Source organism: Streptomyces kebangsaanensis (assembly GCF_001906585.1).
GTDB lineage: Bacteria > Actinomycetota > Actinomycetes > Streptomycetales > Streptomycetaceae > Streptomyces > Streptomyces kebangsaanensis.
In genome coordinates this window covers 113,692-138,838 of record NZ_JUJA01000166.1, presented here as the reverse complement: position 1 = coordinate 138,838, position 25,147 = coordinate 113,692, and the positions used below count along the sequence as shown (strand labels likewise).

Sequence of the window (25,147 nt, the reverse complement as noted above, 5' to 3'; positions counted from 1 at the left end):
TGGGCGGTATTCCGCACGGTTTCGTTCGAGTCTCCGACATCAGCGAGCCGTTGCACTCGCGGGCTCAGCAGGGGGCGGACGCCACGCACGGTGCACCCGTCGAACTGCCCCTCGATGAAGCCGGGCGATGTGAGGGTATGGCCGGAACGAGCCTGCTGCTGCCCGGCCCTGCCGAGGGTCAGGGCCGTCCTGCCGACCGGCGAGCGCCTTACGGTGGACCGCGGGTCGGCCTCACTGCGTCAAGAAATCATCAAATGAATACCCGACGGCGTTACAAACCCGCTAATAAGCCTTGCCGGGCAAATGACGCAGAGATGTTCTGAATGAGCCGGTTTCTACCGGCATAACCCCTTTCCCTGCACCCGCATGGTCACGCCGCAGGCGAGCGTTCTCTTCCCGTCGTCGCTACGGGGGTGTCGCACATGTCGGATCTTGGGTTCATCGTCCTCGCCATCGCCGTGTTCGCCCTGATCGGTCTGATCGCCAAGGGAGTGAGCCGGCTGTGAGCCTGGACAACATCGTCGGTCTGGTCGTCGCCGTCTGCCTGGTGACCTACCTGGTCCTGTGCCTGATCTTCCCCGAGAAGTTCTAGCTGCGTTCCTCACGGTCCGTAGCCGGAGAGGTTCTCCATGAACGCCACTCTCGCGGGCTGGCTGCAGATCATCGCCCTGGTCGGTGCGCTGGCCCTGACCTTCCGCCCGCTCGGCGACTACACGGCCCATGTCCTGACCTCTCCCCGTCACTGGCGGGCGGAACGCCTGGTCTACCGGGTCGGCGGCGTGCACGCGGACGCCGAGCAGACGTGGCCGGGCTATCTGCGCAGCGTGCTGGCGTTCTCCTTGGTCTCGGTGCTGTTCCTCTACGGCTTCCTGCGGCTGCAGAACCATCTGCTGCTCTCCCTCGGCATGAAGCCGGTCAGCTCCGACCTGGCCTTCAACACCGCCGCCTCCTTCGTCACCAACACCAACTGGCAGGCGTACTCGGGCGAGGCGGCCATGGGTCATCTGGTGCAGATGGCGGGCCTGGCGGTGCAGAACTTCGTCTCGGCGGCGGTCGGGATCGCCGTGGTCGCGGCCCTGATCCGCGGGTTCGCCCGCAAGAAGACCGACTGGATCGGCAACTTCTGGCAGGACCTCACCAGGGTCGTGCTGCGGATCCTGCTGCCGATCTCTCTGGTCATGGCGGTCGTGCTGGTCGCCGCGGGCACGATCGAGAATTTCCACGGCTTCCAGTCGATCACCACCATCGCCGGCGAGCATCAGTCCATCCCCGGCGGCCCGGTCGCCTCCCAGGAGGTCATCAAGGAACTGGGCACCAACGGCGGCGGGTTCTACAACGCCAACTCCGCCCACCCCTTCGAGAACCCCAACCCGTTCACCAACTGGCTGGAGATCTACCTGCTGCTGGTGATCGGATTCGCTCTGCCGCGGACTTTCGGGAAGATGGTCGGCGACAACCGCCAGGGCTACGCCATCGTCGCCGTGATGGCGCTGATCTGGGCCGCCTCGGTGGCCGTCGTCACCGCCAACGAGCTGCACAGCGTCAGCAGCTCGGCCGGACACGCGGCCGGCGGGATGATGGAGGGCAAGGAGCAGCGGTTCGGGATCTGGGCTTCGGCCCTGTTCGCCGTGTCCACGACCCTGACGTCCTGCGGTGCGGTCAACTCCTTCCACGACTCGTACACGCCGGGCGGCGGCGGCCTGACGATCTTCAACATGATGCTCGGCGAGATCGCGCCCGGCGGCACCGGGTCCGGCCTCTACGGGATCCTGATCCTGGCCGTCGTGGCGGTTTTCATCGCCGGCCTCATGGTCGGCCGCACGCCCGAGTACCTGGGCAAGAAGCTGCGCGGCCGGGAGATGAAGTACGCCTCGCTGTACATCCTCACCACTCCGGCGATCGTGCTGGTCGGCACCGGCATCGCGATGGCCCTGCCGGGTGAGCGGGCGGCGATGCTCAACCACGGTCCGCACGGCTTCTCCGAAGTGCTCTACGCCTTCACCTCGGCCGCCAACAACAACGGCTCCGCGTTCGCCGGGCTGAGCGCCGACACCGTCTGGTACAACACCGCGCTCGGGCTTGCGATGATCCTGGGCCGCTTCCTGCCGATGGTGTTCGTGCTGGCGCTGGCCGGATCGCTCGCCCAGCAGCAGCCGGTGCCCATCACGGCGGGCACGCTGCCCACCCACCGGCCGCAGTTCGTCGGCCTGCTGTCTGCCGTGATCCTCATCGTCGTCGGCCTCACCTACCTGCCCGCGCTCGCGCTGGGGCCGCTCGCGGAAGGGTTGCACTGATGCCCACCACTTTGGAAGCGGCAGTGCCGAAGAGCCCGCCGGGTGCCGCACCGCACCGGATCTCCGCGGGAATGCTGGAGCCCAGGCTGCTCCTCGCCTCCGTCCCCGGCGCGCTGCGCAAGCTCGACCCGCGCCTGATGGTGAAGAACCCCGTGATGTTCGTGGTCGAGGTCGGCGCGGTGCTGACCACCCTGTCGGCGATCAGGGGCCCGAGCGTCTTCGCCTGGGTGATCACCGTCTGGCTCTGGCTGACCGTGGTCTTCGCCAACCTGTCGGAGGCGGTGGCGGAAGGGCGCGGCAAGGCGCAGGCGGAGACACTGCGCCGGACGAAGAAGGACACCATGGCCCGCCGTGTCATCCGTCGCGGGCAGCCTGGCGTACCGGAGGTCACCGAGAAGGTGCCGGGCACCGGACTGCGGCTCGGCGATCTGGTCGTGGTCGAGGCCGGTGAGATCATCCCCGGTGACGGCGATGTGATCGAGGGCATCGCGAGCGTGGACGAGTCCGCGATCACGGGTGAGTCGGCTCCGGTGATCCGTGAATCGGGCGGCGACCGCTCCGCCGTGACGGGCGGGACGAAGGTACTCTCCGACCGCATCGTGGTACGGATCACCTCGAAACCCGGCGACACCTTCATCGACCGGATGATCGCCCTGGTGGAGGGCGCGGCCCGGCAGAAGACACCGAACGAGATCGCGCTCAACATCGTCCTGGCCTCGCTGACCATCATCTTCCTGGTCGCCGTGGTGACCCTGCAGCCCTTCGCCATCTTCGCCGGCGCCGAACAGTCCATCGTCATCCTCGTGGCACTGGTCGTCGCCCTGATCCCGACCACGATCGGCGCGCTGCTCTCCGCGATCGGCATCGCGGGCATGGACCGGCTGGTGCAGCGCAATGTGCTGGCCATGTCCGGACGCGCCGTGGAGGCCGCGGGCGACGTCAACACCCTGCTGCTGGACAAGACCGGCACCATCACCCTGGGCAACCGGCAGGCCGCCGAGTTCCTGCCGGTCAGCGGCGTCGACCTGGAAACGCTGGCGGACGCCGCCCAGCTGTCCTCGATCGCCGACGAGACACCCGAGGGCCGCTCGATCGTGATCCTCGCCAAGGAACGTCACGCGCTGCGCGCACGGACCGAAGGCGAACTGGCGCACGCCCAGTTCGTCCCGTTCACCGCGCAGACCCGCATGTCGGGGGTGGACCTCGACGACGAGCCGGACAGCCGCTCACTGCGCAAGGGCGCGGCCACCGCGGTCATGCGCTGGGTCCGCGACCGCGGCGGCCACCCCACCGACGAGGTCGGCCCGCTGGTCGACGGCATCTCCGCCACCGGCGGCACGCCGCTGGTCGTCGGCGAGGTGGTACGGCGGGCAGGGGTCGAGAGCGCCCGGATCCTCGGTGTCATCCACCTCAAGGACGTCGTCAAGCACGGTATGCGCGAGCGCTTCGACGAACTGCGCCGCATGGGCATCCGCACGGTGATGATCACCGGTGACAACCCGCTGACCGCCGCCGCGATCACCAAAGAAGCAGGCATCGACGACTTCCTCGCCGAAGCCACGCCCGAGGACAAGATGGCCCTGATCAAGCGGGAGCAGGCCGACGGCAAGCTGGTCGCGATGACCGGCGACGGCACCAACGACGCCCCCGCCCTGGCCCAGGCGGACGTCGGCGTGGCCATGAACACCGGCACGTCGGCCGCCAAGGAGGCCGGCAACATGGTCGACCTCGACTCCAACCCGACCAAGCTCATCGAGATTGTCGAGATCGGCAAGCAACTCCTGATCACCCGGGGCTCGTTGACCACCTTCTCCATCGCCAACGACATCGCCAAGTACTTCGCGATCATCCCCGCGATGTTCGCCAACGTCTACCCGGGGCTGCGCCATCTCAACATCATGGGCCTGCACAGCCCGACCTCGGCGATCGCCTCGGCGATCATCTTCAACGCGCTGATCATCATCGCGCTGATCCCGCTGGCGCTGCGCGGCGTGCGCTACCGGCCGTCCTCGGCGGCGGCGCTGCTGAGCCGCAACATCTGGATCTACGGCCTCGGCGGCCTGGTGCTGCCGTTCCTCGGCATCAAGGCCATCGACCTGATCATCCAGTTCGTCCCCGGACTGCACTGACCGACAAGGAGGGCGATCCTCGTGCTCGGCTCTCTTGCCCACGTGGTCCGCCACCACCTGGCGGCGCTGCGCATGCTGCTGGTGTTCACCGTGATCCTGGGCATCGCCTATCCACTGGCCGTCACCGGCATCGCCCAGGGCCTCTTCCCGCACCAGGCCAACGGATCCATGATCAAGGACAACGGACGGCCGGTCGCCTCCGCCCTCATCGGCCAGAACTTCAACCTCCCGCTGCGCAAAGGCCAGACCACGCCGGCACCCGACCCCAAGTGGTTCCAGCCCCGCCCGTCCGCGGCGGGGAAGACCGACTACGACCCGACCAGCTCCGGCGCCTCCAACCTGGGCCCCAACAACGCCACGCTGATCAAGACGATCGCCCAGCGCAGGACCGCGGTGGCCGCGTTCGACGGCGTTCGGCCGAGCAGCGTTCCCGCCGACGCGGTCACCGCCTCCGGCTCCGGGCTCGACCCGGACATCTCACCCGCCTACGCCTACGAGCAGGTGAACCGGGTGGCGAAGGCCCGCGGGCTGGACCCGGTCGCGGTCCACAAGCTCGTCGCCGCGCACGTCAGCGGCCGCCCGCTGGGTTTCCTGGGTCAGGAAGGCGTCAACGTCGTCCGGCTCAACCACGATCTGGCCGCGTTGCAGCCACGATGAACATGCACCGCGCACCCTGCGCCACGCGGTCCGGTCCCGCGAGCTCCCCCTCACCCGACCGGGCTGCGGAACTCCTGGCGCGAGGGCGCCGTCCGGCGCAGGGAGAAGGACGGAGATGACGCGACACGTGCTGGTCGTCGACCACGAGCCGCAGCTGTTGCGCGCCCTGGCCGTCAGTCTCACCGCGCAGAGCTACGCCGTCGTCACCGCGTCCGACGGAACCAGCGCCCTGCGCCTGGCCGCCGGCAAGCCGCCGGACACGGTCATCGTCGACCTCGACCTGCCGGACGCCGACGGCACCGACGTCATCACCGGCCTGCGGTCCTGGTCGTCCGTGCCCGTCATCGCACTGTCGGAGCATGCCGCACCCGTCGACGTCGTCGAGGCACTGGACGCGGGCGCCGACGACTACGTGGCCAAGCCGTTCGCCATGGAGGAACTGCTGGCCCGGTTGCGTGCCGTGCTGCGGCGTACGGACCACGGTGGCGGACCCCGGACGGTCACCGTCGGCGACTACGCCGTCGACCTGACCGCCTGCACCGTGGTGGACGATGCGGGACGTGGCGAGCCCGTCCACCTCACGCCCAAGGAATGGCGACTGCTCGCCACACTGTTGCGCAATCCGGGACGGCTGGTCACCGGCCATCAACTGCTGCGCGACATCTGGGGACCGGGCCACGACGAGAAATCCAACTACCTGCGCATCAACATCTCGGGCCTGCGCCACAAACTCGAGCCCGACCCGGCGCATCCGCGCTACCTGATCACCGAGCCCCGCATGGGCTACCGCTTCGAACCCGGCGGAGACAAGGCGCGGTGAACACGGCGGACACGGTCGTCATGGCGGTCTTCGCCGCCTGCGGCGGTTGCGTGATGGCGCTCGCCGGACTCACCGGCCTGCGCCAGACCCGCAGGATCGAGCAGACCGGTGTCAGGGCCTGGGCACTGGTCAAACCCAACCCCGAAGCGCGTGACGAGGATCCCCCGGCGCCACGCCCACTGCTCCGGTTCAGCACAGAGGCCGGCCAAGTGGTGGAGATCGGCAGCCCCGTACCGGCGACCCGGCGGCAGCCCTTGCGCGACGGCGACACACTGCTGATCACCTACGACCCGGCCGACCCAAGCAGCATCGTCGTCCACAACCGCGAACGGCGCTTGCTGGACTACGCGTTCGTCGCCGCCGGAACGCTCGTGCTCCTGCTCGCACTGGTGCTGGGCAGTCTCGCAGCGCCGTAGTCCGTGCTCAGCATTCCCACGGGCGCGTCGCCACTTACGGAGCGGCTTCACCGTCCCGGATGTGCTCGTGCTGATCCTCATGGTCGCCGCCGATGCGCTCCAGTTGCCGCGTCCCCTGGTCGATGCGGAGCCGGCTGGTGAACGCCCGCAGAAGCCGGGCGTCCTCGGCGCTGAGACGGCCGCCTGCCAGCGCCAGGCTGCAGCCGCCGGCCACAGCGGCGGTGAAGGGCGCGTCTTCCGGGGTCGCCGGTGGGGAGGGGCCTGCCGCCGCTTCGGCCTCCCATCCGCTGTCTGTCCGCCGCAGGAGTGCAACGCCCTCCAGATCGAAGGTACGGCGCAGGGCGTCGACGAGGTCGGCGGATGCCATCGTCCCGGCTGCGAGCACGTCGGCCACCAGGCGGGCGAGGCTTTCGGCTTCCACCTGCGCGCGGGTCATCTGGAGCGCCCGTCTGGCCAGGCTGTCGACGAGGAGGCCGACCGTGACGCCGATGACGGCGAAGACGAACAGGCCGACGAGATCGATCAGTCGGTCGACACGCAGGCTGTAGTAGGGGCGGGTGTAGAGGAAGTCGGCGGCCAGGAAACCTGTCACCGTCGCCACGGCGGCCGGCCCGAGACCACCGACGACGGCCGCGAGAACGACGGTGAGGAGCGTGCACAGCAGTGCTCCCGCCAGACCAAGACTGCCTCGGGCGGGAAGCAGCAGCGCCGTCACCACCAGAGGGGCGAGCACCGACAGCGCCCAGCCGATCGCGGTGCGTCGGGCCGGCAGGGGCACCCTGCCCCGGTGCGTGGGGCGGGCGGGGCGGGGCAGCCGGGCGGTCAGCGGGTGCTTGGGCGGCCTGTGCGGTGGGATGACGTGGACCTCTACCGGTCCGGCCGCCCGGACGACTCGGTTGATCACGGAGCCGTACAGCATCTGGTAACCGTGACTGCGACGGCTGGCGCCCAGGACGAGCTGGCTCGCGTGCTCCGCGCGCGTGAAGTCGAGGATCGCACGGGCCACGTCCTCGCCGGCGACCTGGACGTACCGCCCCCCGAGCTCGGCGAGCAGCCGGCGCTGGCCGCTCAGCCAGGGCGGATCGGGCTCCTTCAGGCCACTGGGGCTGCGGACGTGGACGCCGACGAGTTCGGCCCCTGTACCGGCGGCCAGGTAGGCGGCCCGGTGAAGGACCCGGTCGCCCTCCGCCTCACCCGTCAGCGCGGCGACGATCCGCGAGCCGTGTCGGACGGGCGCGGCGCCCGGGCCGGTGGCGTGGTCGTGGGTGTGATCACGGATCCACTGATCCGCAAGCTCGCGCAGTACCGTGATGTTGCCTGGACGGAAGAACCCGGCCAGCGCCCATTCGGCTCTGCCGGGCGGGTAGATCCATGTCAGCCGGCGGCGCAGGGCTTCGGGGTCCAGGTCGATGACATCCACTCGGTCGGCCGCGGCGGCGACCGCGTCAGGAACCGTTTCGTGGACGGGCACACCGGTGAGCTCCTCCACCTGATCGCTGAGGCTCTGCAGATGCTGGACGTTCAGCGCGGAGACCACGTCCACGCCCGCGTCCAGCAGTTCCTCGACGTCCTGCCACCTCTTGTCGTGGCGGCTGCCCGGCGCATTGGTGTGGGCGAGTTCGTCGACCAGAACGGTCTGGGGGTGGCGAGCGAGGATCGCCTGCACGTCCATCTCACCGAACCCGGCGCCGCGGTGGGCGACCGGCTTGCGGGGAATGACCTCCAGGCCGTCCAGACCGGCCGCAGTGTCCTGGCGCTCGTGGGTCTCGGCCAGCCCCACCACGACGTCATTGCCCAGCGCAGCAAGGCGGCGGCCTTCCGCCAGCAACGCGCACGTCTTGCCGACCCCAGGGGCCGTGCCCAGATACAGGTGCAACCGGCCGCGCATGACCGTCACCGCCAGGAAGCCCGACTGCAAACGCGTTCATTTCGAGCATATGCAGCAACCGCGGCGCTCATCCTGATGACCTGCGCCAAGACCAACGGTCCGAACGCGATGGCTCTGGAAAAGGACGTCGGCGGCGACGTTCGTACCGCCGACTGCCAGGCCGACGGGCGGCGGTGCCGACGCTGGCTCAGACGTACGGGAACTCAGTCCGCCGCTTGACGCGCTGCGTTCCCGCTTCCGGCCGCCGCGGGCAGGCTCAGCACGGCGGTCAGACCGCCCCCGGCCGTGACCTCCCACTGCAGTTCGCCACCGATCAGCTGCGCGAGGTCCGCACACAGACGCGGCACCAGACCAGTGACCGGAGCCGGAACGCCGACGGCCTCCCTCGCCTCGACGTCGAGGGGACCGTGATCGGCCAGCCGGATCTCGACACGGCCATCGGCCGTCCCCACAGCCATGGCGGGTGGCTCGCCGTCGGGGCTGCGGCGCAGCGCATGGGCCGCCAGATCGGTCACCACCCGGGTGAGCACCGTAGCATCTGCGATCACGTCCGGGAGATCCTCGGTCACCTCCAGCGTCAGGATGTGCCCGCCCGGTCCGAGGTCGCCGAGCGCGACCGCCATGACTTCGTCCATGTCGACCGGTCGCAGATGCACATCCAGGGCCCCGGCATGCACCCGACTCAGATCCAGCACGTCGCCGACGAGCGCCCCGATTCGGCAGACGGCCTGCTGGGACCGGTCGCACAGCGCGGCCCACTGTGCGGCGGTCGAGGGCGTCCAACGCTCACGCAGCCGCTCCAGCGCCCCGTGCGCCGCCGCGACCTCCGCCTCCAGGTCGCTCGCGGCAGCCTGCAGTGCCTCGGCACGGCGCCGGTCGGAGACGGCACGCTCGCTCAGGGCCTCGGCCTGCCGGCGACTGCGTCGGCTTTCCCAGGTCGCCGCCACCTGAGCGGCGCAGCCGTGCAGTACGCGCCGGTCGACCGCGTCGAGAGGCCGGCCGCGCGCGGCCAGCATCAGCTCGTCCGTCACCGACACCTCCGTGTCCGCCTGCTCCGGTCGCTCGGGCGGGCGGGGCCCCGAACTGGCGGTGACGAACCACCGCCGGCTGTCCGAGCCGTCCCGCTGGAGCAGGCTGAGCGCCTCAAGGCCGAAGGTCGTACGGACGCGTTCCAGCAAGGCCGGCAGATCGTCCCGGTCGCGCAGCGCCGACGTCGCCAGATCCGCGAGGGCCCCCGCCTCTGCCGAAGCCCGCGCGTGCCGACGAGCCCGCCGGGCCGACCGTTCGACGGCCACACTGACCACGGCGGCCACGGCTACGAACACCACCAGGACGGCTGCGTCGCCGACGCGTGCCACAGTAAGCGAGTGGATCGGCTGTACGAAGAAGTAGTCGGCCAGCACACCGGCCCCCAGCGCGGCGACCAGAGCCGGATACAGGCCGCCCACCACCGCGACGCCCACCACAGCCATCAGGTACACCAGCAGCTCACCGGCCAGTCCGAGCCCCCGTACGGCGATCAGCGTCACGGTCAGAACGGGCAGCAGTACCGCCGCCAGCACCAGCCCCCACCAGAACCGGCCCCGGCCGAGACCACCCGTCAGCGGAGGCAGGGCCGGCGCCTTGGCGCGCTCCCTGCGCTCGTGCGTCAGGACGTGCACGTCGAGGCCACCCGCCTGCCGGGTCACCTGGGCCACTACGCGGTCACCCAGCACCTCGTGCGGCGGACGGTACGCCCCGCCCAACACGATCTGCGTGGCGTTCTCCGCACGCGCGAACCGCAACAGCGCCTCGGCGACGTCCGCATCCACCACCTGGTGGTAGCTGCCGCCCAGCGACTCCACCAAGGCCCGGTGCCCGGCCAGCACCACCGGATCGGCCCCCACCCGGCCGTCATCGCGCGCCACGTGCACCGCCAGCAGGTCACTGCCCGGGATCCGGCCCGCGATCCGCACCGCACGCCGGATCAGCGCTTCCTCGTCCCGCTTGCCGGACAGCGCGACGACAATCCGCTCCTTCGTCTCCCAGAGCGCGATGATGCCGTGCTCCGCGCGATAGCGCTGCAGCCCCTCCTCGACCCGATCCGCCACCCACAGCAACGCCAACTCCCGCAGCGCGGTGAGGTTGCCGGGCCGGAAGTAATGGGTGAGGGCCACCTCGACACGATCCGGCGGATAGACATTGCCGTGGACCATACGGCGCCTGAGCGCCTCGGGGGTCATGTCGACCAGCTCCACCTGCTCGGCGCGCCGCACCACCTCGTCCGGGAGCGTCTCCGCCTGCCTGACCCCGGTGATCTCCTCCGCCACATCCGCCAGCGACAACAGGTGCTGGATGTTGAGCGTGCTCACCACGTCGATCCCCGCGTCCAGCAGTTCCTCGACGTCCTGCCAGCGCTTCTCGTTACGGCAGCCAGGGACATTGGTGTGCGCCAGTTCGTCGACAAGGGCGACCTGCGGTCGGCGCGACAGCACCGCGTCCAGATCCATCTCCGTCAACTCGAGGCCCCGGTAGACCATCGTCCGACGCGGCACCAGCTCCAGCCCCTTGGCCATCTCCATCGTCAACCGACGGCCGTGCGGCTCCACCAGACCAATCACCACATCGGTGCCGCGCCCCCTGCGGCGCTGCCCCTCGGCCAGCATCGCGTACGTCTTGCCCACCCCGGGAGCCGCTCCCAGGTACACCCGCAGACGCCCACGAGCCACCACCGACCACCTTCCTGCCCCGCTCCCTCGGCAGCCCGGGCCCCGGTCGCATCCGGCAGCTGATCCACTGTCCATACTGCGACCGCCTGGGCGCGAGTGCCACGAAGTCCGGCCCAGAACATGGGCAGCTTGCAAGGGGCAGGTACGGCCGTCCGGAGCCGGCTCTGAGACGTAGGCTGCTGGTGTCGGCGCAGTGCTGACCAGCCCGACGCCAGCATTGCTGCCGCCAACAGGAATGTAGCTGTGCGTCATGATCGTCACGCACAGCGATTCTCGTAAATGGTCATCTGTGAGAGTTCTGCGAGAGCCCCCGGGGTGATCACGTTTCCGCAGGTCGCTGTTCGCAGAAGTCCTCTCGAAACCCGCATGTCGTGCGAGGCACTCCTGAGAGGATCCCGGCATGGATCTCACGCCCGATCAGGCCGCATTGGCGGTAGAGTGTCACGACTGCCCGAATTGTGACGCACCCGCCGGGAGCGCCTGCCGCGCCCGGGCGGGAAGACCGCCGTGAAGTACCACACCCCTCGCTTCGTCCTCGTCCCCGCGCTCCGCGAGGAACTGGAGATCCCCGTCCCGGCCGACCGGCTCCCCGGCCGTGCGTGGAAGCAGGGCCCCGCGCTCGCCGTCGTTCCCGCGCCGCGCACCGAACGGCCGGTCCGCATCGGGTACGCCCGCATGTCGACCGCCCGCCAAGAGCTGGCGAGCCAGCTCGAAGCCCTCCACCGGGCCCAGTGCCACAAGGTCTTCTCCGAGCAGATCAGCACCCGGGTCAGGGTCCGGCCGGAGTTGGAGAAGGCGCTCGCGCTGGCCCGCCAGTTCAAGGAGGCCGCACCCGACACGACGGTCATCTTCACCGTCCACGAACTCAAGCGCCTCGCCCGCAACGCCGCCGAGCTGATGACGCTGTCCGCCGAACTCCAGGCCGACGGCATCCAGCTCGAACTCCTCACCGGCCCACTCACCGGCATCTACGACCCCAACGGCATGGGCGCCATGTTCTTCGCCGTCCTCGCGGTCGCCGGGCAGATCGAGCGCAACTACATCCGGGGGAAGACCCTGGAGGGCCAGGTCACCGCCGCGGCCAAGGGCAACCACGGCGGACGCCCGAAGGTCATCGACGACGACTCCCTCACCTTCGCCGTCGCGCTGAAGGACAAGGGCGTTCCCGTCCCGGAGATCGCGAAGAAGCTCACCATCAAGACCGGGAAGAACGCGGGCAAGCACCCCTCGGTCGCCTCGCTGTACCGGGCGCTCGCGGAAGCCGAGCAGGCCGACGCGGACGACGGCCTGCCGGTCGGGCCCGCGCCCGTCCGCATCCGGCGCCCCGACGGCCCGCTGATGCCCGAGGAAGCAGACCTCCGAGAACGCCTTCAGGCACAAGGTCCTCCAGCGCTCTGAGGACGAGTAGCCAGCAAGATCATTCTCACCGATAACCGCTGTACTGGTGTTCCTACCGACGCTGATTGCATCGGTGCGAATAGGCGACACCCGTCCAGGAGACGGGACCGGGACCGTACGGAAGTGGTCCGACCAGGCGAGTTGGCCTGGGTGTCGTGCGCAATCAGGGTAGCGGTCTTCACGGCCGGTCACGCGTAAGCCTCACTCCATCGAGCGATTGAACTGCGAAAACGCCACCGGGTCGCATCTGATGCGAAATTTTCGCGTCAGATGCGATAGACGGAAAGTGATGGCGGAGACGGACAATGTCGGGATGACCCGACCCAGAATCCGTGTCGCTGCATACGTGATCCGGCATCGCGCCGTCCCCGAGCTGCTGGTGTTCGACCACATCGGTATGCCGGAGGCCGGCGCCCAGGTACCTGCGGGAGGAGTCACATCAGGCGAAGGACTGGAAGAAGCGGTTCTTCGAGAGGTCGCCGAGGAGACCGGTCTGCTGACAGCCACAGTGGTCCGGCAGATCGCCGTGGAAGACACGCCTCGCCCCGATACGGGAGAACCACGACGAACCAGCTTCTTCTACCTCCAAGCACCGGCAGACACCTCCAATGCGTGGGAGTGGCTCTATCGAGCAGCAGCGACGTCGCTTGTCGATGGGTTGGGGAGGCGCCCTGTTCCACGGATGGGTGATGTCTGTCGACGGGTTTGGGAGGCACTGGGGTTCTTGCCAGGGCAGCATCGGGATGCTCCTGGTGAAAGGTGCTGGTCATGCCGCGGATGTCGAAGGTCGAGCTGTACGCGGCGATCCGGCGTGACCACCGTGGCGGCATGTCGATGCGGGAGCTTGTTGAGCGCAAGCACGGTGTGACGTGGCGGACGGTGCGGAAGGCGTTGGATTCATCCTGGCCGGAGCCGCGTAAGAAGCTGCCGCCGCGGGCGACCGGAGTGGACCGCTACAAGTCGGTGATCGACGAGATCCTGCGGGCGGACCTGGACGCGCCGCGCAAGCAGCGCCACACGGTCACCCGGATCTTCCACCGGCTGGTCGAGGAACATGGCGCCGATGTCTCCTACGGGATGGTGCGCTACTGCGTCGCGGCCCGGAAGCCCGAGATCCTGGTCGAGTCGGGCAAGGCGCCGCTGGAGGCGTTCGTCCCGCAGACCCACCAGCCCGGTCACGAGGCGGAGGTCGACTTCGGCGACGTGACGATCCGCCTCGCCGGCGAGCTGGTGACCTGCTATCTGTTCTCCTTCCGCCTGTCGTATTCCGGCAAGGCCGTCCACCGCGTGTTCGCGTCCTGCGGGCAGGAGGCGTTCTTCGAAGGCCACGTCCACGCACTGCGGACGCTGGGCGGAGTTCCGCGAACCAAGGTCCGCTACGACAACCTCAGGGCGGCCGTCGCCCGAGTGCTCGGGCTGAGCCGGACGAGGGTGGAGGCGGACCGGTGGATCGCGTTCAAGTCGCACTACGGCATCGAGAGCTTCTACTGCCGCCAGGCATCGAGGGCGCCCACGAGAAGGGCGGCGTCGAGGGCCAGATCGGCTACTTCCGCCGCAACCACTTCGTTCCGGTCCCCGAGGTCTCCTCGCTCGCTGAGCTGAACGAGATGGTCGAGCAGTGGGACCGGCAGGACGACGCCCGCCGGATCGGCTCCAGGTCCCGGACCATCGCCGAGGACTTCGCGCTCGAACGACCGCTGCTGATGCCGTTGCCGGAGGAGCCGTTCGAGACCGGCCGGCTGTTCACGCCGCGAGTCGACCGCTACGGCCAGATCCCGGTCCGCACGAACCGCTACTCGGTCCCCATCCGGCTGATCGGCAAGCGGGTGAGGGTCATCCTTCACGCCTCTCACCTGGTGGTTTACGACCAGAACGTGGAAGTGGCCCGGCACGAGCGGCTGATCGCCAAAGGCGCCGTCCGCCTTGACCTGGACCACTACCTGGAGGTCCTGGTCCGCAAGCCCGGCGCCTTCCCCGGCTCAACCGCTCTCGAACAGGCCCGTTCGGCCGGCAAGTTCACCCCGGTCCACGACGCCTGGTGGACCCAGGCCATGAAGATCCACGGCGAGCGGGACGGCACCCGCGCGCTCATCGAGGTGCTGCTGCTCGGACGCCACATGACGCACGAACACGTCGTCGCCGGCCTGGCCACAGCCCTGCGGGCCGGGGCCATGACCGCGGATGCGGTCGCGCTGGAGGCCCGCAAAGCCGCCCAGGCCGAGACCGAGCCCGCGCCGAATGCCCGGACCCTCGGCCAGCCGCCGGCGACGGTGACGTCCCTGCACGAGTGGCGCCTGGCGCATCTTCCGCCGGACACCAGGCCGCTGCCCTCGGTGTCTCACCACGACCAATTGCTCCGACGCAGCCGCACCAGCGGCAGCGGCCACCGTGAGGGAGAAGCGCAGTGACCATGCCCCGCCAGCGAGGCTTGACCGAGCAGGCCGCCGACGCCGCGATCGACTCCGCCTGCCGCTTGCTGCGGCTGCCGTCGATCCGCAACGAGTTCTCCGACATCGCCAACCGGACGATGAAGGACCAGCTGACCTACCGCGGCCTCCTCGCCGAACTGCTGATGGCCGAATGCGACGACCGTGCCCGCCGCAGGTCGGAAAGGCGGATCAAGGCGGCCGGCTTCCCGAGGGAGAAGTCGTTGCGGTCCTTCGATTTCGACGCCAACCCGAACATCGACCCGGCCACCGTCCATACCCTCGTCAGCTGCGAGTGGATCAAGAAGAGCCAGTCGCTCTGCCTGATCGGCGACTCCGGAACCGGCAAGTCCCACCTGCTCATCGCGCTGGGCACCGAGGCCGCGATGAAGGGCTACCGCGTCCGCTACACGCTCGCGACGAAGCTGGTGAATGGTGAACGAGCTGGTCGAGGCCGCCGACGAGAAGCAGCTGAACAAGACCATCGCCCGCTACGGCCGCGTCGACCTGCTCTGCATCGACGAACTCGGCTACATGGAACTCGACCGCCACGGCGCCGAGCTCCTCTTCCAGGTCCTGACCGGACGCGAGGAGACGAACAGCGTCGCAATCGCCTCGAATGAGTCGTTCGGCGGCTGGACGAAGACGTTCACGGATCCGCGGCTGTGCGCGGCCATCGTCGACCGGCTGACGTTCAACGGCACCATCATCGAGACCGGCACCGACTTCTACCGCCTCGCGAGCACACGAGCACGAGCTGAGGAGCCCGCGAAGGCTGGCTGACCCCTGCCGCTACCTGCCTCGACGGCCAGCCGCCCCGACGGGCGGCTGGCCGTCTCGTGTCGGCGTGCGAGTCAACGTGCACCCCCGAGTACAGCTGACGTGCACAGCGTCATGCGGATTGACGATGAGACGGGCGGAGACAGGTGCGACGCTTCAGCCGACCGCGATCCGATCACCGGGCTCGGCGAGACCCATGAGAACGGCCCGGCCGGACACCGTGATGTTCCGTCCCCAGCACCCTGGCGTGGAGTGTGTGCCGCATCCGCTTCTGCCTGCCGACGCGAATGGGGGGGATACCTGTCGCCAGGCGGCACTGCACGGATCCGTCCGCAAGGTCAAACGTCGGGTGTGTCAGAGCCGTCTCGTGGTGAACAAGGTGGTCCCGTGTACCGCGTCCACTTCCTTCCGATCGGTCTCGGTGAACCCGACCTTGGCCAGCACTCTGCGAGAAGCGGTGTTCCAGTCCCAGACGGTGGCCCACAGACGTTCGTACCCAGACGATCGCGCCCATTCCAGAACCGCCAACGAGGCCTCGGTCGCGTATCCCTGACGCCAAACTCGGCGTAGCAGCTCGAACGCCAGTTCCGGTTCCCCTGTCGATCCTCGCCCGCTGTCGACCAGCCCGCAATAGCCGATGACGTCACGAGACGCCTTCCGTTCGACCGCCAGCAACCCGGTCGACCACACCTTGTTGGTGCGGATCGAATCCTCGAGCTCCGCGACCGTGGGGTGCCCGTCCGTGTCGATTCGGCGGTGCGGCGGCACTCGTGGATCACGTTCGGTCCACAGTTCACGCTGGACGACAGCCTCGTCTACCCGCCAAGGTCTGAGCAGCAGCCGACTCGTCTCGAGTAAAACCTCGCTGCCCGGCGCGCCAACAGTCATGACAGCAACCATCTCACGGGCGAACGAGCTGTCGTGCCACGGGGCATGGCGCCGATCGTAGACGCTCGGTATGCAGGACAACCGAGATCCATCCCTGAGCGTCGCCTTGGACCTGTGCACGTTCGGCTGTACCCGGTGGGACACGTTGACCTGTTGCGCCGACATCCCGCTTCGCGGACACGGCAGTGCCGTCATCTCTCCTCGACATCTCCGAGCTCGTTGATCACTAACTGCCTCCGGAAGCCGTCGATAAACGCTGTCCCCAGACATCAACGAAGCCATGTGGATTGTTCGACCAGATCTGCCGCCAGAGCTCCCGCGGGAAGGCCGTGAAGGCCAACACGTCGCCCTGGGCGGCGTCCAAGTGGGCTGCGGCTTTGGGGAACTTGGCCTCCAGCGCGTCCAGGACGTGTGCCATCTGGGCCTTCACCGCGTCGGTGTCGGGCTGTTCGAAGACGGTCCGCAGCAGGGTGGCCACCCATGGCTGGGCCGATTTCGGTACCTGGCTCAGCAGGTTGCGGGCAATGGGGATACCGCCCGCGCCCGTTCAGGGCGTGGAGGAGGGTGCGGCAGCGCTGCCAGGAGGCGCCGGGCAGCACCGCGCCGATCGCGTCGACGAGGCCGGCGTGCGCGTCGGAGACGACGAGCTGGACGCCGGACAGGCCGCGGGCGGTCAGGGAGCGCAGGAAGGCGAGCCAGCCGGCGCCGTCCTCGGCGGTGGCCACGTCCAGGCCGAGGATCTCGCGGTGGCCGTCGGCGTTGACCCCGACCGCGATCAGCGTGTGGACGTTGATGATGCGGCCGCCCCCGCGGACCTTCTGGGTCAGCGCGTCCACCCGGACGAACGCATACGGACCCGCGTCCAGGGGCCGGTTGCGGAACGCGGCGACCTGCTCGTCCAGGTGCCGGGCCATCGCGCTGACCTGCGACTTCGACAGCTGGGTCACCCCCAGGGACTCGGCGGGCTTCTCCACGCGGCGGGTGGAGACGCCGAGGAGGTAGGCGGTGGCCACCACGCTGATGAGGGCCTGCTCGGCTCGGCGGCGGCGTTCGAGCAGCCAGTGCGGGAAGTAGCTGCCGGACCTGAGCTTGGGGATGGCCAGTTCGATGGTGCCGGCGCGGGTGTCCCACTCGCGTGGGCGGTAGCCGTTGCGGTGGTTGGCTCTCTCCTCGCTGACCTGCCCGTATTCGGCATTGCAGAGGGCGTCGGCCTCCGCGGACATGAGCGCGTCGGCGAACGTCTTGACCATCGCGCGCAGCAGATCGGGACTCGCCCCCGCAAGCGGGGGGACCCCCAGGCGAGGTTCTCCTCCGCCAGGGCGTGCAGGGGCAGACTGTCAGGTGCGGTCATCGTGCTGATCTCCTTCAAGCTTTCGACATCTCGAAGATCAGCCGGTGGCCGTTCTTGTATCCAGACCCTCACTCCGACGCCGGGACAAACGCCCGGATCAGGTGGGAGCCCGTACACCACTTCCCTGGACGCAACCAACTACCGACGGAACACCAGAGCGACAACTGTCAGTCCAACTCCCAAGGGACAGCACTGTGCAGGGGGTCGCAGCCAGCAGCCGCGCGCAGGGTAAGTTTGCCCGCCCGACCACAGCCTCGGCTCAAGATCCGGACCATGCCCGGACCAGCGCACCACTACTTGTCGCGGTCGCGGGCGTTTTCGCTGGTCAACCGGTCATGACCTGCGTACCACCAGCAGACGAAGAATCTGCTGGGACAGACGTACACCGCATCCAGCGCAGCACCTCGCCCAACACACAGAAACTGAAGAGCAAGGCTGGGCTTGGTCAGCCCGGTCACCTACCACGCAACGACTCAGGGCCGCTCAGCCGCCAGATGCCCGAGTTCGACGGAGCGTAGTCAGCACCAAGTTCAGCACGGGAGAGGTGAAGACGGGTGATGACGTGGGGTTTTAGGGCGTGTTTCGAAAGTAGCGCCGTCCGCCCGGAGGGCGGGCGCCGCGGCGTCTGGTGCGGTGCATCGCAAGGCGGAGGGTCGTCCGCGTACTGGGCGTACGCGGACGATCCCGACAACGCGGCGAGGCGCCGTGCCAGGCGTCGCGGCGCAGGCGGGACTTTCGAAACACGCCCTAGTCAGCACCAAACCAGCACCGGAGTCAGCACGGCACCGTCACATCACACCCAACTACGCTTCCCGGACGTCCCTCGATTCGGCCCTCCTCAAGCCCCTGACCGCCGCTCCGTGGACGGGCATGGTGGCCGCACGCATAACCAGCCGCCAGACTATGTTGGCTCGCCACATGTGCGTCTGACCTGCATGTTCCTACCGTGTGCCGACACGTACCCGTCCCCACTGCACACGAGGAAGTGGCGCACATGGCCTCCCCGACCACCGCTCCCCCACCCCCGGCGAACCTCCCCCGTGTCGTCGCCGCCAGCCTCATCGGCACCACCATCGAGTGGTACGACTTCTTCCTCTACGGCTCGGCCGCCGCGCTGGTGTTCAACAAGCTCTTCTTTCCGGACTCCGATCCGCTGGTGGGGACGCTGCTGTCGTTCCTGACGTATGCGGTCGGGTTCGCGGCGCGGCCGCTGGGGGCGCTGGTGTTCGGGCACTACGGTGACCGGCTGGGGCGCAAGAAGCTGCTGGTACTGAGCCTGCTCATGATGGGCGGGGCGACCTTCGCGATCGGACTGCTGCCCACGCACGCGACGTTGGGCACCGCGGCTCCTGTGCTGCTCACGGTGTTGCGCCTGGTCCAGGGCTTCGCGCTGGGCGGTGAGTGGGGCGGGGCCGTACTGCTGGTGTCCGAGCACGGGGACGCGCGGCGGCGCGGCTTCTGGGCCTCGTGGCCGCAGACCGGTGCGCCGGCGGGGCAGTTGCTCGCCACCGGTGTGCTGTCGCTGCTGACCGCGCTGCTCTCCGACAGTGCCTTCGTCAGCTGGGGGTGGCGGATTCCCTTCCTGCTCTCCGGGGTGCTCATCGTCGTGGGTCTGTGGATTCGCCTCTCCGTCGACGAATCGCCCGTGTTCCAGCAGGCGCTGGCGCAGGCCGAGGCCCGCAAGGCGGCGCGGGCCGCCGAGGACCGGGCCGAGAAGACGCCGCTGGTGTCCGTACTCCGGCACCACTGGCGTGATGTGCTGGTGGCGATGGGCGCGCGCATGGCGGAGAACATCAGCTACTACGTGATCACCGCGTTCATCCTCGTCTACGCCACCACCTCCGCCGAAGTCTCCAAGCAGACCGCGCTCAACGCCGTACTGATCGGCTCGGCCGTCCACTTCGCGGCCATCCCTGCCTGGGGCGCCCTGTCGGACCGGGTCGGGCGCAGGCCGGTGTATCTGCTGGGCGCCGCCGGGGTAGGCCTGTGGATGTTCCCGTTCTTCGCGCTCATCGACACCGGCGACTTCGGCTACCTCCTCCTCGCGGTCACCGTGGGCCTGGTGCTGCACGGCGCGATGTACGCCCCGCAGGCCGCCTTCTTCTCCGAGATGTTCGCGACCCGGATGCGCTACTCCGGCGCCTCCATCGGCGCCCAGTTCGCCTCCGTGGCCGCGGGTGCGCCCGCCCCGCTGATCGCCACCGCCCTGCTCTCCGACTACGGCAGCTCCACCCCGATCGCCCTGTACGTGATCGCGGCGGCCGTGCTGACGCTGATCGCGGTCGGCGTGGCCAAGGAGACCCGGCACCGCGACCTGACGGCAGTCGAGGGCTCCGAGGACTCCGAGAGCGCCGAGCCGAAGTCCGCCAGGGCCGCCGGAGCGCGTAACGTCTGAATCCCTGACCGCTTCCCCGGCCCCCGTACGCGTGCGTACGGGGGTCAGCCGTGCGTTGCCGGTGTCGACAAACGGTGCAGGCGGAGGGCGAGTTGGATCTCCAGGGTGCGGGCCGGGGCCTGCCAGTCGTCACCGAGCAGACGGCCGACGCGTTCCAGGCGCTGGGCGACGGTGTTCACGTGGACGTGCAGCTCGTCCTTGGTGCGGGCCGGGCTCATGCCGGAGGCGAAGTACGCCTCCAGGGTGCGTATGAGATCGGTGCCGCGGCGCTCGTCGTAGGCGATGACCCTGCCGATGGTGCGGTCGACGAAGCCGGCGATGTCCCGGTCGCCGGCCAGCAGCAGGCCGAGGAAGCCGAAGTCCTGGGCGGCGGCGCCGTCGCCGGTGCGGCCGAGCAGGCGCAGGGTCTCCAGGCAGCGCCGGGACTCCTCGTAGGCGACCGTGACGGTGTCGGGGCGGACGGTCAGGTTCTCGACGGGGGCGGAGGCGCCGACGGTGACCGCCTCGCTGACGCCGGTGCCGAGGTGGCGGGCGGTGCGGCGGGCCAGTTCCGTCGCGCTGTCCCCGCGGCGCAGGGGCAGCAGCAGGACCGTGCCGCCGTCGCGGGCGGCGGCCAGGCCCTGCCGGGTGGCGGCCAGATGGGAGGCCGCGGACCACAGACGGCGGCGGGCGGCGGCCTCCTGCTCGGCGTCGGCGGCCGGGGCGTCGAGGCGGGCGGCGAGCACGACGTGCGTGGCGTCGAGGTCGGCGTGCAGCCGGGCGGCGCGCTCGCGCAGCAGACGGGGGTCGCGGTCGCGGGCGTCCAGGAGGTCGTCGAGCAGTTCGCCGCGGACGCGCTGTTCGGCCTCGGCGGCGGACCGTCGGGCGAGCAGCAGCAGCGAGGTGACCATCGCGGCCCGCTCCAGCGTGCGCTGGTCGACGGGGTCGAGGCCGGGATGGCCGCGCAGCACGAGCGCGCCGAGCAGTTCGCCGCCCGCGGCGACGGCGGCGATCCAGTCCTGGCCGTGCCGCACCGCGTGTCCCTCGGCCCGGGATGCCTCCAGCGCGGCGGCGGGCGCGGTGGTGGCCTCGGTGAAGTCGACGGTGCCGTCGAGCACCTCGGAGACGGCGGCGGCCACATCGTGGACCTGGCCGCCGCGCAGGACCAGTTCGGCGAGCCGGTCGTGCACGTCCGAGGCGCGCTCGATGACCGCGCTGCGGTCGCGGATGATCTCGTTGGCCCGCTCCAGGTCGGCGAGGGCGGAGCGGGTCTCGGTGAGCAGGTTGGCGCTGTCGATGGCGGCCGCGGCGAGGGCCGCGAAGGAGCCGAGCAGCGCGATCTGCTCGCGTTCGAAGATCCGGGCCCGGCGGTCGGCCGCGAACAGCACGCCGATCACGTGCGGCCCGAGCATGAGCGGCACCCCGAGGATGGCGACCAGGCCCTCGTCCTGTACGCCCGCGTCGATGGTGCCGGTGTGCTGGAAGCGGGCGTCCTTGAAGTAGTCGTCGGTGACGTAGGGGCGGGCCGTCTGCGCGACCAGGCCGCCGAGCCCTTCCCCCATGCCCAGGCGCAGTTGCTGGAAGCGGGCCGCCACCGAGCCCTCGGTGACGCGCATGTAGGTGTCGCCGCGGCCGGGGTCGTTGAGGGTGAGGTAGGCGACGTCCGTGCCGAGCAGGGAGCGGGCGCGCTGCACGATGGCCTGCAGCACGGCGTCCAGGTCGCGCAGGCCGGCCAGGTCGTGGGCGGTCTCGAACAGTGCCGACAGCTCCGCCTCGCGCCGCCTCCGTCCTTCCAGCTCGGCGCGCACGCGCAGCGCGAGCAGCCGGGCGCGTTCGAGCGCGTCGATCCACTCGGCCGGCCGGCCCTCGGCGCGGGCGAGCAGCACGGGCTGCTCGTACGCGGCGGTGGGCGCGCCCCGGGCCAGCAGTTCGAGAAAGGGAACTTCGGCGCTCCCGCCCGTCGGGTCGCCGGTGGCAGGCTCCGTGCCGGTGGCGGGGCGCTCGGTGGACCGCACGTGATCGCTGGACATGCTCACAGGATCACCCATCGCCCGGTCCTCGTGGGGAGCCTGTGGAAAACTCCGGAGCGGGCGGGCGCCGGAACGGTGGTCAGTGCGCGCTCCAGCCGCCGTCCAGCACGAGCGAGGTGCCGGTGACGGCGGAGGTGTGCGGGCCGCACAGGTACGCCACGGCCTCGGCGACCTCCTCGGGTTCGAGCAGCCGTTTGACCGCGCTGTCCCGCAGCAGCACCTCGGACAGCACGCGTTCCTCGGAGATGCCGTGGGTCCGTGCCTGGTCGGCGAGTTGCCTCTCGACCAGGGGCGTGCGTACGTAGCCGGGGTTCACGCAGTTGGAGGTGACGCCGTGCGGGGCGCCTTCGAGGGCGGTGGTCTTGGACAGTCCCTCCAGGCCGTGCTTGGCGGCCACGTACGCCGACTTGTAGGCGGAGGCGCGCAGGCCGTGGACCGAGGAGACGTTGACGATCCGGCCCCACCGCTGCCCGTACATGTGCGGCAGGGCGCCGCGGATGAGGCGGAACGGTGCCTCCAGCATCACGGTGAGCACGGTGTGGAAGACCTCGGGCGGGAACTCCTCGATGGGGCGCACCAGTTGCAGGCCGGCGTTGTTGACGAGCACGTCGGCGCCGACGGCCGTCCGCTCGGCGGCGTCGAGGTCGGTGAGGTCGAGGACCCGCGGTTCGAGGGTGCCGGCCAGCGGGCCCGCCTGCTCGGCGAGCGCGTCCAGGCCCGCCGCGTCCCGGTCGACGGCTCTGACCTTCGCCCCGGCGGCGGCCAGCCGCAGCGCGCAGGCGCGGCCGATGCCGCTCGCGGCGCCGGTGACGAGCGCGGTACGGCCGCCGAGGTCGAGCGAGGGAGCGTGGGGGGCGGGAAGGGGGGTGGGCGAGGTCATATGTCGACCCTAGGCAGCGCCCCCGCCTCCCCCCATGTGGGCACGGCCCATATTTCAGCCGGATTCCATAGGGCTGAACCACGTGGGTGCATCGGACATGGCCTGCTTGATCCGGAACAGGCCGAACTCGTTCAGGTCGGGCAGCGCGTCCACGGCGAACCAGCCCACCTCCAGCGACTCGTCGTCGTTGACCCGTGCCTCGCCGCCCACGGCACGGCAGCGGAAGGTGATGTCCATGTACTGGCAGATGTCGCCGTTGGCGTAGGTGACGGGGTCCAGCGCCTGGACGAGGACCACCCGCTCCGTGACGCAGCGCACCGCGGTCTCCTCGTGGACCTCGCGCACGGCGCAGGCGGCCGGCTGCTCGCCCGGTTCCGGGATGCCGCCGATCACCGACCACCTGCCGGTGTCGGAGCGGCGGCCCAGCAGCACTCTGCCCTCGTCGTCGAAGACGATGGCGGTGACCCCGGGAAGCCACAGCAGTTGGTTGCCGGCCGTGGCCCGGAGCGTGCGGATGAAGTCAGGAGTGGCCATGGAGCGACCCTAACGGGCGGGTCCCCGGTGGCCGCGCGGTTCAGGGGGCATGCCTCCGGCGTACGGTTGCACGTCCTGGGCGCGCCGCCCGCGCAGACCGGCTCCGATCGCCCAGCCCAGGCCGCCGGCCGCGACCAGCACCAGGGCGATCTCCGGCAGGACGCCCAGCCGGGTGGCGGGTGTCTCGGAGGAGCGCAGCGGCACCTTCTGGACCAGGTGGGCGGGCACGAACATGCCGGCCTTCCGGGTGATCCGCCCGTCGGGCATGATGATCGCGCTGACGCCGCTGGTCACCGGGACGGTGACGGTACGGCTGTGCTCGACCGCGCGGATCCGTGACATGGCGAGCTGCTGGTAGGTCATCTCGCTGTGGCCGAAGGTCGCGTTGTTGCTCGGCACGGAGATCATCTGCGCCCCGGCGGTGACCGTGTCGCGCACCGCCCAGTCGAAGGCGGCCTCGTAGCAGGTGGCGAGGCCCACCTTGGTCCCGTCGACGGTGAACACGCCCGGCTCGTCGCCCCGGCTGAAGTCCTGCCGGACCATGGACGTCCAGTCCTTGTTGATCGCCCCGAGCAGCGGGCGCAGCGGCAGGTACTCGCCGAACGGCTGGACCTGCCGTTTGTCGTACGTCTGGGTGGGCCCCTGGACGGGGTCCCACAGGATCTGCTCGTTGAGCAGCCTGCCGTCCCGTTCCACGACGCCGCCGACGGAGATCGGCACCCCGATCGCCTTGACGGCCGTGCTGATGACGACGCGCGCGTCGGGGTTGACGAAGGGGTCGATGTCGGAGGAGTTCTCCGGCCACAGCACGAAGTCCGGCCGCGCGGCCTTGCCCGCTCTCACCGCCTCGGCCAGCCGCTCCGTCTCGCGCGCGTGGTAGTCGAGGACGGCACGCCGCTGGGCGTTGAACCCCAGGCCCGCGCGCGGCACGTTGCCCTGGATGACGGCGACGGTCGCGGTGCCGTTCTCGGCCTTGTCGCTCACCAGGGGCCGGGCGGCCACCGCGCCCGCCACCGGGACGGCGACGCTCAGCAGGGCCGCGGCGGCGGCCGAGCGCCGTACCGCGCGGGTGCGCCGCCCCTCCACCGCCAGGCGCACGGCCTCGTACAGGCCGAAGCCGCACAGGACGACCGCGAAGCCCAGCACCGGGGTGCCGCCCACCGCGGCCAGCGGCAGGAACACGCCGTCCGCCTGCCCGAAGGCGATCTTGCCCCAGGGGAAGCCGTGGAACGGCACGCGTGCGCGTACCGCCTCGCCGGCGATCCACACGGCCGCCGCCCACACCGGCCGGGCGGGCAGCCTGGACACGGCGGCGACGCCCACGCCCGCCAGGGCGACGAAGACCGCCTCCACCGCGACGAGCGCCAGCCACGGGCCGGGGCCGACCTCCACCCCTGTCCACACCAGCAGCGGCAGCAGGAAGCCGAGGCCGAAGAGGTAGCCGAGGCCGAGGGCCGCCTTCCAGGTCCGCCCGTGCAGCGTCCAGCCGAAGACCGCGAAGGCGGGCAGGGCCAGCCACCACAGGGGGCGCGGCGGGAAGCTGACGTAGAGGAGCAGGCCGGACAGCGCCGCGG

General features: G+C 69.9%; 17 protein-coding genes and 3 pseudogenes. 12 read left to right on the top strand and 8 right to left on the bottom strand.

The window, feature by feature from the left end; all coding sequences use genetic code 11:
- Window positions 1-502 precede the first annotated feature (502 nt).
- The 6 genes from kdpF to RH94_RS34680 all read left to right on the top strand — a co-directional run bounded on the left by kdpF (window position 503) and on the right by RH94_RS34680 (window position 6,316).
- Entirely contained in the window at window positions 503-592 is a 90-nt protein-coding gene (gene kdpF / locus RH94_RS39170) for a K(+)-transporting ATPase subunit F (RefSeq protein ID WP_079189301.1), read from the top strand.
- Between the two features lie 37 nt (window positions 593-629).
- On the top strand, window positions 630-2,294 hold the full coding sequence (gene kdpA, locus RH94_RS34700; protein WP_073952269.1) for a potassium-transporting ATPase subunit KdpA: 1,665 nt from the start codon (window positions 630-632) through the stop codon (window positions 2,292-2,294).
- A 71-nt stretch (window positions 2,295-2,365) separates the two neighbouring features.
- Window positions 2,366-4,423, top strand: coding sequence for a potassium-transporting ATPase subunit KdpB (kdpB, locus tag RH94_RS34695; protein ID WP_407697403.1), 2,058 nt, complete (start codon window positions 2,366-2,368; stop codon window positions 4,421-4,423).
- A 21-nt stretch (window positions 4,424-4,444) separates the two neighbouring features.
- Window positions 4,445-5,080, top strand: coding sequence for a potassium-transporting ATPase subunit KdpC (kdpC, locus tag RH94_RS34690; protein WP_073952267.1), 636 nt, complete (start codon window positions 4,445-4,447; stop codon window positions 5,078-5,080).
- Between the two features lie 115 nt (window positions 5,081-5,195).
- On the top strand, window positions 5,196-5,900 hold the full coding sequence (locus RH94_RS34685) for a response regulator (RefSeq protein WP_073952266.1): 705 nt from the start codon (window positions 5,196-5,198) through the stop codon (window positions 5,898-5,900).
- Window positions 5,897-6,316 carry a DUF3592 domain-containing protein gene (locus tag RH94_RS34680; protein WP_079189300.1) on the top strand — a complete coding sequence of 140 codons (420 nt, stop codon included), beginning with the start codon at window positions 5,897-5,899 and terminating at the stop codon, window positions 6,314-6,316. The genes RH94_RS34685 and RH94_RS34680 overlap by 4 nt, the downstream gene beginning before the upstream one ends.
- A 34-nt stretch (window positions 6,317-6,350) precedes the next feature.
- On the opposite strand, the gene RH94_RS34675 is transcribed toward RH94_RS34680, so the two are convergent.
- Both RH94_RS34675 and RH94_RS34670 read right to left on the bottom strand, forming a co-directional pair.
- A complete protein-coding gene (locus RH94_RS34675) occupies window positions 6,351-8,234 on the bottom strand; it encodes a sensor histidine kinase (protein ID WP_073952265.1) in 1,884 nt (627 codons plus the stop codon).
- A 173-nt stretch (window positions 8,235-8,407) separates the two neighbouring features.
- The gene (locus RH94_RS34670) at window positions 8,408-10,912 is read right to left on the bottom strand and encodes a DUF4118 domain-containing protein (RefSeq protein WP_073952290.1); all 2,505 of its coding nucleotides are present in this window, start codon (window positions 10,910-10,912) and stop codon (window positions 8,408-8,410) included.
- A 400-nt stretch (window positions 10,913-11,312) separates the two neighbouring features.
- Between RH94_RS34670 and RH94_RS47015 the strand changes: the two genes are divergently transcribed.
- The 5 genes and pseudogenes from RH94_RS47015 to istB all read left to right on the top strand — a co-directional run bounded on the left by RH94_RS47015 (window position 11,313) and on the right by istB (window position 15,519).
- Window positions 11,313-11,423, top strand: a complete 111-nt coding sequence (locus RH94_RS47015) for a zinc finger domain-containing protein (protein ID WP_456154176.1) — start codon at window positions 11,313-11,315, stop codon at window positions 11,421-11,423.
- Window positions 11,420-12,310 carry a recombinase family protein gene (locus RH94_RS34665; protein WP_234426251.1) on the top strand — a complete coding sequence of 297 codons (891 nt, stop codon included), beginning with the start codon at window positions 11,420-11,422 and terminating at the stop codon, window positions 12,308-12,310. The genes RH94_RS47015 and RH94_RS34665 overlap by 4 nt, the downstream gene beginning before the upstream one ends.
- Before the next feature lie 250 nt (window positions 12,311-12,560).
- The gene (locus tag RH94_RS46870; RefSeq protein ID WP_407697402.1) at window positions 12,561-13,178 is read left to right on the top strand and encodes an NUDIX domain-containing protein; all 618 of its coding nucleotides are present in this window, start codon (window positions 12,561-12,563) and stop codon (window positions 13,176-13,178) included.
- A pseudogene (gene istA, locus RH94_RS39165) lies at window positions 13,079-14,718 on the top strand (IS21 family transposase). Before RH94_RS46870 ends, istA begins: the two are co-directional and overlap by 100 nt.
- A pseudogene (gene istB / locus RH94_RS34650) lies at window positions 14,715-15,519 on the top strand (IS21-like element helper ATPase IstB). The pseudogenes istA and istB overlap by 4 nt, the downstream one beginning before the upstream one ends.
- A 351-nt stretch (window positions 15,520-15,870) precedes the next feature.
- On the opposite strand, the gene RH94_RS34645 reads toward istB, so the two are convergent.
- Window positions 15,871-16,404, bottom strand: a complete 534-nt coding sequence (locus RH94_RS34645; protein ID WP_234426250.1) for a GNAT family N-acetyltransferase — start codon at window positions 16,402-16,404, stop codon at window positions 15,871-15,873.
- A 283-nt stretch (window positions 16,405-16,687) separates the two neighbouring features.
- Window positions 16,688-17,755 (bottom strand): annotated as a pseudogene (locus RH94_RS34640) (IS256 family transposase); the annotation flags it as partial.
- Between the two features lie 994 nt (window positions 17,756-18,749).
- Here RH94_RS34640 and RH94_RS34635 point away from each other — a divergent pair.
- A complete protein-coding gene (locus RH94_RS34635; RefSeq protein WP_073952264.1) occupies window positions 18,750-20,150 on the top strand; it encodes an MFS transporter in 1,401 nt (466 codons plus the stop codon).
- Between the two features lie 44 nt (window positions 20,151-20,194).
- Here RH94_RS34635 and RH94_RS34630 read toward each other — a convergent pair whose 3' ends face one another.
- The 4 genes from RH94_RS34630 to lnt form a co-directional block, all read right to left on the bottom strand.
- Entirely contained in the window at window positions 20,195-22,159 is a 1,965-nt protein-coding gene (locus tag RH94_RS34630; RefSeq protein WP_073952263.1) for a helix-turn-helix domain-containing protein, read from the bottom strand.
- 79 nt (window positions 22,160-22,238) lie between these two features.
- Window positions 22,239-23,039, bottom strand: a complete 801-nt coding sequence (locus RH94_RS34625; RefSeq protein WP_073952262.1) for a 3-hydroxybutyrate dehydrogenase — start codon at window positions 23,037-23,039, stop codon at window positions 22,239-22,241.
- A 54-nt stretch (window positions 23,040-23,093) separates the two neighbouring features.
- Window positions 23,094-23,573: an NUDIX hydrolase gene (locus RH94_RS34620; protein ID WP_073952261.1), complete on the bottom strand. Its 480-nt coding sequence runs from the start codon at window positions 23,571-23,573 to the stop codon at window positions 23,094-23,096.
- Window positions 23,574-23,582: 9 nt separating this feature from the next.
- Window positions 23,583-25,147: apolipoprotein N-acyltransferase (lnt, locus tag RH94_RS34615; protein WP_234426249.1), on the bottom strand; the 1,565-nt coding region annotated here is incomplete at its 5' end.

Coding starts and splice junctions, on each gene's coding strand:
- kdpA (WP_073952269.1), top strand. CDS start 630: ATGAACGCCACTCTCGCGGGCTGGCTGCAGATCATCGCCCTGGTCGGT.
- kdpB (WP_407697403.1), top strand. CDS start 2,366: ATGCTGGAGCCCAGGCTGCTCCTCGCCTCCGTCCCCGGCGCGCTGCGC.
- RH94_RS34685 (WP_073952266.1), top strand. CDS start 5,196: ATGACGCGACACGTGCTGGTCGTCGACCACGAGCCGCAGCTGTTGCGC.
- RH94_RS47015 (WP_456154176.1), top strand. CDS start 11,313: ATGGATCTCACGCCCGATCAGGCCGCATTGGCGGTAGAGTGTCACGAC.
- RH94_RS46870 (WP_407697402.1), top strand. CDS start 12,561: ATGCGAAATTTTCGCGTCAGATGCGATAGACGGAAAGTGATGGCGGAG.
- RH94_RS34645 (WP_234426250.1), bottom strand. CDS start 16,404: ATGACTGTTGGCGCGCCGGGCAGCGAGGTTTTACTCGAGACGAGTCGG.
- RH94_RS34635 (WP_073952264.1), top strand. CDS start 18,750: ATGGCCTCCCCGACCACCGCTCCCCCACCCCCGGCGAACCTCCCCCGT.
- RH94_RS34630 (WP_073952263.1), bottom strand. CDS start 22,159: ATGTCCAGCGATCACGTGCGGTCCACCGAGCGCCCCGCCACCGGCACG.
- RH94_RS34625 (WP_073952262.1), bottom strand. CDS start 23,039: ATGACCTCGCCCACCCCCCTTCCCGCCCCCCACGCTCCCTCGCTCGAC.
- RH94_RS34620 (WP_073952261.1), bottom strand. CDS start 23,573: ATGGCCACTCCTGACTTCATCCGCACGCTCCGGGCCACGGCCGGCAAC.